General features: G+C 44.2%; 12 protein-coding genes and 1 pseudogene. 8 read left to right on the top strand and 5 right to left on the bottom strand.

Features of this window, described 5'->3' with window-relative positions:
- Positions 1–29: 29 nt before the first annotated feature.
- The 6 genes from hisB to FTV30_RS08600 all read left to right on the top strand — a co-directional run bounded on the left by hisB (position 30) and on the right by FTV30_RS08600 (position 5,358).
- Positions 30–623 (top strand): imidazoleglycerol-phosphate dehydratase HisB, encoded by a 594-nt coding sequence (hisB, locus tag FTV30_RS08575; protein WP_005095198.1) that lies wholly within the window; start codon positions 30–32, stop codon positions 621–623.
- The gene (gene hisH, locus FTV30_RS08580) at positions 623–1,240 is read left to right on the top strand and encodes an imidazole glycerol phosphate synthase subunit HisH (RefSeq protein WP_180001416.1); all 618 of its coding nucleotides are present in this window, start codon (positions 623–625) and stop codon (positions 1,238–1,240) included. The genes hisB and hisH overlap by 1 nt, the downstream gene beginning before the upstream one ends.
- A gap of 359 nt (positions 1,241–1,599) precedes the next feature.
- Positions 1,600–2,262: a 3'-5' exonuclease gene (locus FTV30_RS08585; protein WP_074383908.1), complete on the top strand. Its 663-nt coding sequence runs from the start codon at positions 1,600–1,602 to the stop codon at positions 2,260–2,262.
- Between the two features lie 406 nt (positions 2,263–2,668).
- A complete protein-coding gene (locus FTV30_RS08590) occupies positions 2,669–3,439 on the top strand; it encodes a hypothetical protein (protein WP_074383907.1) in 771 nt (256 codons plus the stop codon).
- 199 nt (positions 3,440–3,638) lie between these two features.
- Positions 3,639–4,373: a 1-(5-phosphoribosyl)-5-[(5-phosphoribosylamino)methylideneamino]imidazole-4-carboxamide isomerase gene (gene hisA / locus FTV30_RS08595; RefSeq protein WP_074383906.1), complete on the top strand. Its 735-nt coding sequence runs from the start codon at positions 3,639–3,641 to the stop codon at positions 4,371–4,373.
- Between the two features lie 64 nt (positions 4,374–4,437).
- Positions 4,438–5,358: a DMT family transporter gene (locus FTV30_RS08600; protein ID WP_180001417.1), complete on the top strand. Its 921-nt coding sequence runs from the start codon at positions 4,438–4,440 to the stop codon at positions 5,356–5,358.
- 63 nt (positions 5,359–5,421) lie between these two features.
- Here FTV30_RS08600 and FTV30_RS08605 read toward each other — a convergent pair.
- Both FTV30_RS08605 and FTV30_RS08610 read right to left on the bottom strand, forming a co-directional pair.
- Positions 5,422–6,828: pseudogene (locus FTV30_RS08605) on the bottom strand (NAD(P)/FAD-dependent oxidoreductase).
- A gap of 40 nt (positions 6,829–6,868) precedes the next feature.
- Positions 6,869–8,200, bottom strand: a complete 1,332-nt coding sequence (locus FTV30_RS08610; RefSeq protein WP_074383903.1) for an APC family permease — start codon at positions 8,198–8,200, stop codon at positions 6,869–6,871.
- A gap of 96 nt (positions 8,201–8,296) precedes the next feature.
- Here FTV30_RS08610 and FTV30_RS08615 point away from each other — a divergent pair, with 96 nt between their 5' ends.
- A complete protein-coding gene (locus tag FTV30_RS08615; protein ID WP_074383902.1) occupies positions 8,297–8,656 on the top strand; it encodes a helix-turn-helix domain-containing protein in 360 nt (119 codons plus the stop codon).
- 334 nt (positions 8,657–8,990) lie between these two features.
- Here FTV30_RS08615 and FTV30_RS08620 read toward each other — a convergent pair whose 3' ends face one another.
- From FTV30_RS08620 to FTV30_RS08630, 3 genes are read right to left on the bottom strand one after another with little or no spacing between them, the layout of a single operon-like run.
- On the bottom strand, positions 8,991–9,386 hold the full coding sequence (locus tag FTV30_RS08620) for a hypothetical protein (RefSeq protein ID WP_005095179.1): 396 nt from the start codon (positions 9,384–9,386) through the stop codon (positions 8,991–8,993).
- A 20-nt stretch (positions 9,387–9,406) separates the two neighbouring features.
- On the bottom strand, positions 9,407–10,033 hold the full coding sequence (locus FTV30_RS08625; protein WP_100329475.1) for a DUF1294 domain-containing protein: 627 nt from the start codon (positions 10,031–10,033) through the stop codon (positions 9,407–9,409).
- Positions 10,034–10,069: 36 nt separating this feature from the next.
- Positions 10,070–11,017 carry a homoserine kinase gene (locus FTV30_RS08630; RefSeq protein ID WP_180001418.1) on the bottom strand — a complete coding sequence of 316 codons (948 nt, stop codon included), beginning with the start codon at positions 11,015–11,017 and terminating at the stop codon, positions 10,070–10,072.
- Between the two features lie 113 nt (positions 11,018–11,130).
- On the opposite strand from FTV30_RS08630, the gene hisF reads away from it, so the two are divergent.
- Positions 11,131–11,889 carry an imidazole glycerol phosphate synthase subunit HisF gene (hisF, locus tag FTV30_RS08635; protein ID WP_180001419.1) on the top strand — a complete coding sequence of 253 codons (759 nt, stop codon included), beginning with the start codon at positions 11,131–11,133 and terminating at the stop codon, positions 11,887–11,889.
- Positions 11,890–12,097 lie beyond the last annotated feature (208 nt).

Consider the following 12,097-nt stretch of genomic DNA (forward strand, 5'->3'; position numbering starts at 1 on the left):
TCATTTTGACGTATTTGAGGAACGTGTCTATGACAGATCGTATCAGTGAAGTGGTAAGAAATACCAACGAAACCAAAATTCGAGTTCGTTTGAATCTCGACGGTACTGGTCAAGGCACCTTAAACACGGGTATTCCATTTTTAGACCATATGATTGATCAAATCAAGCGTCATGGTTTGTTTGATATTGATATTCATTGTGAAGGCGATCTGGAAATTGATGACCATCATACCGTAGAAGACTGTGGTATTACCTTGGGTCAGGCTTTTGCACAAGCGCTGGGCGATAAAAAAGGCCTGAAACGCTACGGTCACTTTTATGCACCACTCGATGAATCTTTAAGCCGTGTTGTGGTGGATCTGTCCGGTCGTCCAGGCCTGTTTATGGATATTCCATTTACCCGTGCCATGATCGGCCGTTTTGATGTGGATTTATTCTCTGAATTCTTCCAGGGCTTTGTCAATCATTCATTGATGACCGTGCATATCGACAACCTGAAAGGCAAAAACAGCCATCACCAGATCGAAAGCGTATTTAAAGCTTTTGCGCGTGCGCTGCGTATGGCCTGTGAAGTGGATCCGCGTGCTGCGAACACGGTCGCTTCAACCAAAGGAACGCTGTAATGACCCGTATTGCCCTTCTTGATTATGGCATGGGAAATTTGCACTCTGCAGCAAAAGCACTCGAACATGTCGGTGCCACGGTTGATGTGACCAATGATCCCAAATTGATTGCGCAAGCAGACAAAATTGTCTTTCCGGGTGTAGGCGCCATGCGTGACTGTATGCAAGGTATGCATGAAGCAGGTATCGATGAAGTGGTACGCAATGCAGTGTTTAACAAACCGGTACTGGCAATCTGTGTCGGTATGCAGGCCTTGATGCAGCATTCTGAAGAGAATGGTGGCACAAATGCGCTGGGTATTTTCAAAGGTGCGGTCAAGCATTTCCCGGAAATGGCCGGTCTAAAAGTGCCACATATGGGCTGGAATCAGGTACATCAGGCCAATCCAGACCATCCGATGTGGAACAATATTGAACAGGATGCGCGGTTCTACTTTGTACATAGCTACTATGTCGAGCCACAAGATTCAGAGCTGGTAGCTGCCAGCTGTACCTATGGCATCGAGTTCTGTACCGCAATTCATAAAGAAAACCTGTTTGCGACCCAGTTCCATCCGGAAAAGAGCCATACCGCAGGTTTGCAATTACTGAAAAACTTTGTGGACTGGAAAATCTGATTTTCCTTTCACTTAAAAAGCTCGCAGATTGCGGGCTTTTTTATTCGTTCAGATTAATCTACCACCAGAATCATGACTATTTTTTAGTCACTAGAATTATTATTCTGCTTAGTCAAGCCCTTATATTTAAACAATAATTAAAGCATATGGGAATAAAATAATGTATCAATACTCTCACACTCGTGAATCAGCCTTAAACCCAAATGGATGTTTTGACCGCCTGTCTTATCTGGCTGGAACATGCTGATGACCTTGTCGCTCCTGATCCTCATTCCGCTGGTCAATCTAGGCTTTATTTTTGCTTAAACGTAGAAAAGTAATTAAGCTGAGTGCCCAAGCCCAGTGAACTATTGATAATTATGGAAGCGCTCCAGCCGACAATACTGCCGAGCAAAGAACAGATCCAGGCCTTTCCTGTATTTCAAAATCTTCCCATGCAGCAGATTCAACTTATTCATAGTCTAGAACAATGTCTGGCTGTTGAACAGGAGCTGAAAAGCTGTGCACTATTTGGCTTTGATTCTGAATCCAAACCGACCTTTAAAGTCGGTGAAATCTCTACCGGGCCACATCTAATTCAGCTGGCCACTCTAGACAAAGCCTATTTATTTCAAATGAACCCGGCCATCTGGGCTTTTCTTGCACCAATTTTTGCCAATCGTGATCAGATCAAGGTTGGTTTTGGCCTGAAAAATGATGCGCATCTGTTTCGTAAACGAGGCATAGAACTGAATAGCGTGATTGAGCTGTCGAAATGCTTCGGTCATTTTGGTCTAAAAAATCCGGTCGGACTGAAAAATGCCATCGCCCTGTTATTTGGACTAAATTTCCCTAAATCGAAACGGATTAGCACTTCCAATTGGGCCAGTAAAAACTTAAGTGCAGCCCAGATTGACTATGCAGCTGCAGATGCCTATGCGCCAGTGTTGGTATTTGAAGAATTGCTGCGCCGAAATCTACTCCCCAAAGAGATTCCGAATACATCACTGAAATTACGTCTACGCCCTTCGTCAAGGCTTTAATGTCTTCAGCACACCGCAACAATGTAACTTTGTGTAAATCAGATTCTGCCCCAAAAGTTGGCAATATTAAGACTGCTTAAATGCCCATCCCAAGTGAATTTAGCAACTTTCAGCGTCTCTTTAACTTGGAACTTAACTTCAGATAGAATCATGCCCAATCTTGAGGCATAAAATCTCAAAAAGCACCATAAAATTCAAATTAATTTACTGATTTTATTTACATTTTAAAACAATAACCATTTTCAAACTTAGCAATTTGAATATATTCAACTTTTTATAATTTCTTTATTTTTCATGATCTATTTGCAGTTTCTCCGTTCTGTTTTTTATTAAAAAATTTGCTAAAACATGAGCCATCTTATTCATCATCCGATCAGGATGTGCATGTTCTAGAGGGTTAATACACATGTTCAGTTTATTGAATGAAAAAATCAGTGGCGTGCTGAGTCTGGCACTGCAAGGGATTACGACAGCACTGGGTGTGCTGACTAAAACGGTGATCACCGTGGTAGATGAAGTGGTATCAACCGTATCGGATCTGACTGCGCCTCTTAGCGCTCAGCTCGGTGCACTGCCCGTTGTCGGAGATCTGCTATCGACCGTCCTGAATGTCAGCACTGGTCTGGTCAGTGGCGTCAGCGCAGGTGTACATGCCATCTCGGACCAGTGGATTGCAGGAGACTTAGCAGGCGGTGTTAATACTGCCTTGAATGGTACGACTGATCTGCTGGGTCAGGGTCTAGGGGGTGTATCTGACATTCTGGACAGTGTGCTTGCCGCTACGGCTCCATTGACTGCTCCATTGGCTAACTTACCGATCCTGGGTGATGTGGTGACCGCGATTGGGCAGACTGGCAGCAATCTAAGTGGTCTGGTCGATGAAACCGGACAATATGTGGCAGCAATCAATCCACTTGAGCTGATTAACAATACCCTAGAAAATCCGGTCGCCAGTGTCGGCGGCGTAATTCAGGATGTATCGGGCACACTGGATGCCCTGCTCAATGACCTGGTTCCGGTCACGGACGTCGCGACCAGCCTGCCAGTTGCAGGTACGGTGGTCGGTTTAGTGGGTGAAACTGTCAGTACAGTCAATCAGGGACTTTATGAGTTGGGAGCGCAGCTGGGCCAAGTCAATTCACTAGACCATCTGTCTCAAACTTATAGCTATGTCTAATCAGTGTGCCAGTGAAAATAAAGCAGATCGTATGCGCAGTCGCTGAATCATTAAAAGGATAAAAATAAATTACCTGACTGCGACCTGTCTTCGGACAGGTTTTCTTTATTGATACTGTTTAAGAGTTAGAAATTTCGACTTTATTTGCTAAGATGAACTCACTCAAATTCATTCTAAAGATTAAGCAAGGAGCGAAAGCATGCTGATCATCCCTGCAATTGACCTGAAAGATGGCAAATGTGTCCGTTTAAAACAAGGTCGTATGGAAGACGATACCGTATTTTCTGACGATCCGGTCGCAACAGCACAGCATTGGGTAAATGAAGGCGCTCGCCGCTTGCATTTAGTGGATTTAAACGGTGCTTTCGCAGGTACGCCTATCCATAAGCCAGTGGTTGAAGCCATTGCCAGAGCGCAGCCAGATTTACCGATCCAGATTGGCGGCGGTATCCGTTCGATGGAAACCATCGAGCATTATCTGCAAGCAGGCGTATCTTTTGTGATTATTGGTACCAAAGCAGTTCAGGATCCTGAATTTGTAGAAGAAGCATGCAAAAAATTCGCGGGTCATATCATTGTCGGCATTGATGCCATGAATGGCATGGTGGCAACCGATGGCTGGGCCAATGTGACGGATGTCAAAGCGACAGATCTGGCCAAGCGTTTTGCCGATGCAGGTGTATCCAGCATTGTCTATACTGATATTGCCCGTGATGGCATGATGCAGGGTGTGAATATTGAGCAAACCGTAAATCTGGCACAATATTCAGGTTTACCTGTGATTGCTTCAGGCGGCGTAACCAATATGGATGACGTCCGTAACCTGAAAGATCAGCCGGGCATTCTAGGTGCCATTACTGGTCGTGCCATTTACGAAGGTACATTAAGCCTGCGTGAAGCGCAGTTATTGCTAGATGAACAACAGGCGCTATAATTAAGCCTGCTGCACAAGAGGTCTTCGGGCCTCTTTTTTATTTGTTATTTTCCGATCTCCTGATATGTCGACCCTCATCTCCACTTTTCGCTCTCCCGCTCTGGCAGCCAAACTTCCGCAGCTTGCTTTAATTCTGATTACCCTGATCTGGGGCGGCAGTTTTATTACCGTACAATACGGGCTGAATTTTAGCAGTCCGATTATGTTTGTTGGGCTGCGTTTTGCTGCAGCTGCCATTGCCGTGACCCTGATCTCATTAAAATCTTTAAAAGGTATGACCCTCAAGGAGATTATTGCCGGCGCGGTGATTGGGATCATGATCGCCATCGGTTACGGCACCCAAACCGTGGGATTGCAAACGATTAGCAGCAGCGAGTCTGCTTTTTTAACCGCCTTGTATGTTCCACTGGTACCAATCCTGCTCTGGCTGCTGTTTGGTCAAAAACCACAGGTGATGACCTGGATCGGGGCATTGTTTGCCTTTATCGGGTTAGTGTTTTTGACTGGTAATGGCTTTGCAGCAATTCAGCTCAGTTTTGGACAAACTTTGACTTTACTTGGCTCCATTGCCATTGCCCTGGAGATTATTTTGATCAGTTATTTTGCTGAGCAGGTGAATGTACGCCGGGTCACAGTGCTGCAACTGATTTTTGTGTCCTTGTTCTGCTTTATGATTGCACCTGTTTTAGGTGAATCTCAGCTACCTGAATTTCACTGGCATCTGGCAGGCATTTTAGTCGGTTTAGGCATTGCCAGTGCGATGATTCAACTGGTCATGAACTGGGCACAACGTAGGGTAGATCCATCACAGGCAGCAATTATCTATGCCGGTGAACCGGTATGGGCAGCACTTTTTGGCCGACTTGCAGGAGAACGCTTACCTGCACTGGCACTGTTGGGCGGATTGATGGTGGTACTGGGCGTAATTGCCAGTGAATGGAAACCGAAGTTTTTAAAGCGGAAAGTAAAAGAACAAATCACTTAATTTCCTCTTTTTAATCCCCCCTAAATTCCCCTTTTAAGAAAGGGGAATTTTTTATATTTAATTTTAGAAAGATACCATCTTGCCCGGATTCACCAATGCTCCCAGTCCATAGGCAGTTTTGGCAATTGGAATCACCACAGGGGCAAGTGTGCGACCAAACAACATATCCTGATGCTAAATAGTGGTCAGCATATTGAAATCATCTGCCTTGCCACAGAAATCATCTGCAATCGCTTTACCGATACGCACCGTTTGCGCCACACCATGCCCACTCCAGCCTTGCACGGCATAAATCGGGAATTTATGGCCAAATTTACGGCTGTCGGCTGCACCATTCATGGTCAGATCCGTGGTTCCACTCCAGACAAAATCCAGCTCAACCTGTTTTAATTGTGGGAATACATGCTGAATTCGACCTAACAAATACTGATGGGTTTTTTCAGGACTCCAACACGAACCTGTCCCTTCACCACCAAATAAAATTCGGTTTTGAGACACACCCCGGTAATAATCAATCTGGAACTGGGTGTCGTAGACAGGCGCATCGGTTGGCAATAGCTCTTTTAAATTTACTTCTAAAGGCGCTGTGGTACATACATAAGTATAAAATGGAATTGTGGTTCGATTGTTCTTTTGCAGCAGTTTAAACGAAGCATGATGTACGCCCATGACCACACTCTTACGCGCTTTTATTACGCCACTTATGGTCGTGACATAAATCCCATCTTCACGCTCTTCTACTGACACCACTTCAGTTTGCTCAAACACCTGTCCACCGTTTTGGCAGAAGCCATAAACCAGTCCACGGTTCAGTGCGAGTGGATGGATATGTCCCCCCAGCGAGTCAATTAGACCACCACAATAATTCTCTGAAGCAATATGCTGTTTCAGCTCATGCTCACCGACAATTTTGGTGTGGTCTTCACCTAAAAATTTACGTGCATCTGCCCCTTGAGTTAAACCAACCAAGTGCCCTTCATGCACTGCTGCGGTAATATGTCCACGTTTACGCTGTAGCTCAAGTTGGTATTTTGCTGCAATGTCATCGATTAAAGACATCGCTTCAGTAGAGCTAAAGTGCCAGAGTTTTTTCGCATCTGCATAGCTGAAATGCTCAATCATTTCTGACGCTTCCCAACGCGCTAGCCCTGGTGTGAGCTGTCCACCATTACGTCCTGAAGCAGCGCCACCAATGCGATTTTTTTCTACCAAAATGGTATCTATGCCATGTTCAGACAGATGGAGTGCTGTCGATGCTCCAAGTAGCCCACCACCAATCACCACCACATCACATTCAAGATCGGCATTTAAACCTGGAAACGCATGCCCAGTTTCGAGTGAGCTTTCATAGTAATTGGCAGGATGTTCAAAATTGCCATGTTTGGGATTAATCCAGTTCCACTCTTTGCCACTCTGTGTATTAATACTGGCTTTAAACTCGACATCTTCAATAAATTTTGGCTTATTCATTTCATCTTCTCACTATTACTTCAATACAATTGATTCGATCTTAGTAAGCACTACTAATCACAATATTCTGTTTACGCAAACGCTTATACATATAGAGCAGCACACCTACTGCGAGCCAAATACAGCCACAGATCAAGGCTGACATTTCCAGGTTGATCCATAAACCCAACATCACGCCCACCGAAAACAGGGGCAAAACCAAGTTAAGGAAGATATTTTTTAAGCCTTGACGCTGTTTGTCCTGAACAAAGAATTTTACAAATACCGAGAAATTCACTGCAGTAAAGGCAATCAGGGCACCAAAACTCACCATACTCACCACTGTCGCAAGATCAAGGCTGATGGCGAGGAGTGAAGTTAAGCCAATGAACAGCACGGCATAAAGTGGTGTACCCAACTTGTTATGCACTTGACCGAATGTGCCTTTATGGAAAATTCCGTCACGTCCCATGATATGGATTAAACGCGAGGCACTGGCATGAGTCGCCAAACCTGAAGCAAAGGTATTCATGATTTGCGCGCAGAGGAACACCGCCTGAAACAGTGCCCCACCGACATACATCACAATTTCAGGCAATGCTTCATCGGGGTTGTTAAAGCGGACATTGCTGGGGAAATACAACTGGATAAACCACGATGCCGAGAAGAAAATCACCCCGCCTGTCAACGTGGTCAGCATTACAGCACGTGGAATATTTTTTTTCGGGTCTCTAGTTTCGTGTGACATCGTCGTCACGGCATCAAAGCCCAGAAACGAGAAACATAAAATTGATGCCCCGGTAATTAACGGCAATATACTGCTATCGCCGTTCAATAATGGCGTCATGGTCAGGACGTGATGATAACCTTGCTCCGTACCAATACCCTTGATCACCAGATAGATAAACAGCAGCATTAAAATCAAGGGAGCCACCACAAAAACCAGGCTTAAGTTCGCCAAGATATTAATGCGGAAACAGTTAATCAGGGTCACCAAACCGGTAAAGATACAGACCCACACCCAATATGGCACGCCTGGAATCAGAGCTTCCAAATAGATCCCGGCCAGTAAAGCATTCACGAGCGGCAGCAATATATAATCCATTAAGGCACACCAGCCAACAAAGAAACCGGCTTTCGGCCCGCAAGATTCCGCCGTATAAGTATAAGCCGAGCCCGGTTTTTCTGTCTGGCGACTAAATCGCGCATAGCTGAATGCCGTTAACAGCATGGCACCTAAGGCAAGGATATACGCGAGTGGAACACGTCCCTCAGTGATGCCGGAAACAATCCCAAAGGTATCAAAAACAACCATCGGGGTCATATATGCCACACCAATGATCACGACCTGCCACAAAGACATTTTTTTGAAAGCAACTTGTGCTTTTTCCATTGATGTCACCTGAACATTATTTATTTTCGTTATTTGTTCAATTGCAATGACTATGCCATATAATAAAAATATAAATAAATTGAGTGAGGATAGAAAATGCCAAAGTACAATTTAGAAACTCGAATTGCAGCCATTCAGATGTATAAAAAGACCGATTACAAGGTGGCTGTCTGTAAAGAATTTGGCATCTCTCGGGTGACTCTGGATGCATGGATCCGCCTTGAAGAAGAAACTGGCGACTTGGTCCAGAAACCTGTAAAAAACCGCGGCGCACCGGGCCATATTAAAGATTGGAATGAATTTCAAGTGTTTGTAAGATCTGTAAAATTTCAAAATATTAGTGATTTGGTTCCAATATTTGAACAGCGCTTTGGTTATGCAGTTTCTTATGCGGTTCTGGTGCGTGCTATTCATGTTTTAGGCATGCGTCGCCGTCGTGGTCGCTTTTATTCTTAAGTTAAAAATGAGCCCGACAATAAAATAATTTGACCTGTTAAATTTAAAAAAATAAATGTACATTAATGTAAGTTTATTTTATTAAAAACGTAAATTATATTTATTAAAAAAGTAAAGTTTAAATATTAAAAATGTAAATTTATAAAATTAAAAATGTTTAGCAATGTTCGTCATTATGTTCAATGATGATAAGAATTGCTCCCTAAAATGGAGCAAGCTTGAATAAAAGTGGTGCGAGTTGGTAATTTTTTCAGCCTATGCAGACAGATGGAATCCGTTCTATTGCATGAGGCATAAAAAAGCAGCACTTTGGCTGCTTTTTCTACAATAAAATTTAGGATTTATACATCGGTCGATTGTCATTCAAGCGCATGATGCCACGAATCGCCCGATACACAATCCAGATCCAGGCCAGAAACACCACTAACAAACAGAAAGCGGATGCGCCAAATGCCACGCCTGCAAACAGGTTCGGATCTTCGCCAGTAAAGAACAGAAACAAAAATGGAATAAAGGCAATGATATTCCAGACCAGATACCACCAGAAACTGCGGATCTGCCAGGTGAAGTGGCTTTCAAAAATTGAACCACGCACATCGCGACGTTTGACATAGTTAATGATCAACGCCACGACAGCCAAGAGGCCAGCACTAAAAATGGCCACAATATATAAAATGTACAGTGCAAAAGTCAGTGTGCGATTTGGGTCTTTATCAATGGAATAGTTCACGTCCCCTCCTGATCTTTCCCCTAAATATTTAAACTGTTAAATGGGGAAATTAGCCATATAATCAAAATGATGTTAAAGGCTATAGTACAAAAATATATCTGCCGGAACGGTTGTTTTTGTGTTTTATGTCGCAGTTTTTGCTGGGCTAACCAGGCTGCTGGCCAACCACCTAAAAAAGCCACCAGATGCAGGGTATTTTCCGGAATACGTTGCTTACCCGATTGCGCCGCTTCCTTGTCCTGCGCATACAACCAGTAACTCAATGCATTCATCAAACTGATCAGCAACAAGACCAGTCCGCTGAGCAGACCGCCCAAAGTCAATGCGGTCAGCAACAGAATATAAACCACACAGGCAATCTGCATCGGTTGTAATTTCTGTGACTGCTGTTGCTTGGAGGGTTTGAATTTAGCCTGAGACGTTTTGGTTTGCGATGCTTTCAGATACATGACCTGCTGTGCTTTGTATCGTCCGCGCTCATCTAAAATGACCGTGTAATCTAAGGCACAGCCGACGATCGGACGCGGACCTTGCTTGGCAAAGTCCTTGATATGCAGAAATACGCGATCTTTGGCCGAATCATTGGGCTGAATAAAGCCATAACCCTTGTCATCAAACCACTCTACTAAACGTCCCTGATCGCGCATATCCCCTGTCCTTTTGTCTTTATAAATTTTAAATATTTAAGCTGTAGCGAATTTTAATCGCTCAATCAACATATTACGCATCTCGACTGGATTTTTTTGCAAAATATCTTCGCCAGTACGACCCAGTGCCGCGTTACGCTGTGCCACCTGTAAACGCATCATCCAGAAACGTCCTGCGGCCATGGCCAAGTACAACTCTAAACATGATTTTTCATCTGCTGTTAAGGGGCGGACGCATTCATAGGCATTTAAAAAGGCAATGGCTTTTTCTTCGTTTAAAGTGACATCCGGATAGTTGGTGCAAAAGTCATTTAAAGTAATCGCGATATCAAATAAAAATTCATCTTTATTCAGTTCATAAAAATCCAGAATACCGTTGAGTTGATCACCCTCAAATAAGGTATTGTCCCGGAACAGATCGGAATGAATAAAGCCACGTGGACGATCTGGATAGACTGCTGTTAAAGCGTCATACAGGCCTAAAAGCTTGCCGAGCAACACTTTATCGGCCGGACTTAAACTTGGTTTGATTTCTTGGGACACGGCCAGCCAATACGCATGATCACGCACGAAATTTCGTTCTAATTTGAAGTCCTGCAATGCCACATGCATTTTTGCCTGCGCCACTGCAATTGCTTCAACTTGTGCCACGGTCGATGGCATGGGATGCTCACCCAATAGGCGCGGTGCAATCTGTGCCGGTTTATCTTTAATACTATGAATAGCCTTGCCTGAATGCGATAAAGGCACCGGAACGGCCAAGCCTGCTTTGCCCAAATGTTGTAATACAGGCACAAGTTCCCCTGCCGCCTGTTCATCCATATCCTCAAACACGGTCAGCACATAGTGTGCGTCTTCGCAGACCAAAAAATAGTTGGTATTTTGAATACCGCCTTGAATCGGAATCAGATCAACCGCCTTTAAACCGTAGGGCGCTGCAAAATCCTGAACTTCCTTTAAAGTCAAAGTGGTATAAACCGACATAGAAAACCTGCGAAAAAACTTACATAATTTTGCTAGAATACCGTTTCCATCTGCCAAGGTGTAGCGCTTGCGTGGGTGAGTTTCATAATCGGCTGTAATAATTGGAAAAATTTATGCTAGCTAAACGTATTATTCCTTGCCTCGACGTTGATAATGGTCGTGTGGTCAAGGGTGTTCAATTCCTTAATATTCGTGATGCAGGTGACCCAGTTGAGGTCGCACGTCGTTATAACGAACAAGGTGCCGATGAAATTACTTTCCTTGATATTACCGCTACACATCATGGACGCGACACCACTTACCGTACTGTAGAACGTATGGCTGAATCGGTTTTCGTCCCCCTGACGGTCGGTGGCGGTGTGCGTAAAGTCGAAGATATCCGTTTGCTGCTCAATGCTGGTGCAGATAAAGTCAGCATCAACTCGGCAGCAGTATTTAATCCGGAATTTGTCCAGGAAGCATCACAACGTTTTGGCGCACAATGTATCGTGGTCGCCATTGATGCCAAAAAAACCGGCGAAGATAAATGGGAAATTTTCACCCACGGCGGCCGCAAACCGACCGGCATTGACGCCTTGGAATGGGCAGAACAAATGGCCAATTACGGCGCAGGTGAACTCCTGATTACCTCAATGGATGCTGACGGCACCAAAGCCGGTTATGACATCGCCCTGATGCGTGCCATCAATGACCGCGTCACTGTACCGACTATTGCCTCTGGCGGTGTAGGAAATTTACAACATCTGGCAGACGGGATTATTCATGGCGGTGCTGATGCGGTACTGGCAGCGTCAATTTTCCATTTTGGTCAACATACCATTCCTGAAGCCAAAGCCTATATGGCAGCGCAAGGCATTGAAATGCGCCTTTAATTCAAAAACGAATTCCTATTTAAAAAAAGAGCATCACAACGATGCTCTTTTTTATTTCTACAGGATAAGCCTAGGCAATAAATCATTTGGAAAATATTCTCATCATCTGTGGTACATCCGGGTTTGCTCTAATGATGACTGCTTTGAAAAAGTATATCCATCGTTCTGTGGATTAAAGTAGAACAGCAAACACGACAAAAAAGAGTTA

The organism is Acinetobacter sp. YH12255 (genome assembly GCF_013417355.1).
In the GTDB taxonomy this organism is placed as follows: Bacteria; Pseudomonadota; Gammaproteobacteria; order Pseudomonadales; family Moraxellaceae; genus Acinetobacter; species Acinetobacter pseudolwoffii.

Bases quoted from the DNA above. Each gene is read 5' to 3' on its own strand.
- hisA (WP_074383906.1), top strand. From the start codon at position 3,639: ATGCTGATCATCCCTGCAATTGACCTGAAAGATGGCAAATGTGTCCGT.
- FTV30_RS08585 (WP_074383908.1), top strand. From the start codon at position 1,600: ATGGAAGCGCTCCAGCCGACAATACTGCCGAGCAAAGAACAGATCCAG.
- FTV30_RS08625 (WP_100329475.1), bottom strand. From the start codon at position 10,033: ATGCGCGATCAGGGACGTTTAGTAGAGTGGTTTGATGACAAGGGTTAT.
- hisF (WP_180001419.1), top strand. From the start codon at position 11,131: ATGCTAGCTAAACGTATTATTCCTTGCCTCGACGTTGATAATGGTCGT.
- FTV30_RS08590 (WP_074383907.1), top strand. From the start codon at position 2,669: ATGTTCAGTTTATTGAATGAAAAAATCAGTGGCGTGCTGAGTCTGGCA.
- hisB (WP_005095198.1), top strand. From the start codon at position 30: ATGACAGATCGTATCAGTGAAGTGGTAAGAAATACCAACGAAACCAAA.
- FTV30_RS08600 (WP_180001417.1), top strand. From the start codon at position 4,438: ATGTCGACCCTCATCTCCACTTTTCGCTCTCCCGCTCTGGCAGCCAAA.
- FTV30_RS08630 (WP_180001418.1), bottom strand. From the start codon at position 11,017: ATGTCGGTTTATACCACTTTGACTTTAAAGGAAGTTCAGGATTTTGCA.
- FTV30_RS08615 (WP_074383902.1), top strand. From the start codon at position 8,297: ATGCCAAAGTACAATTTAGAAACTCGAATTGCAGCCATTCAGATGTAT.
- hisH (WP_180001416.1), top strand. From the start codon at position 623: ATGACCCGTATTGCCCTTCTTGATTATGGCATGGGAAATTTGCACTCT.
- FTV30_RS08610 (WP_074383903.1), bottom strand. From the start codon at position 8,200: ATGGAAAAAGCACAAGTTGCTTTCAAAAAAATGTCTTTGTGGCAGGTC.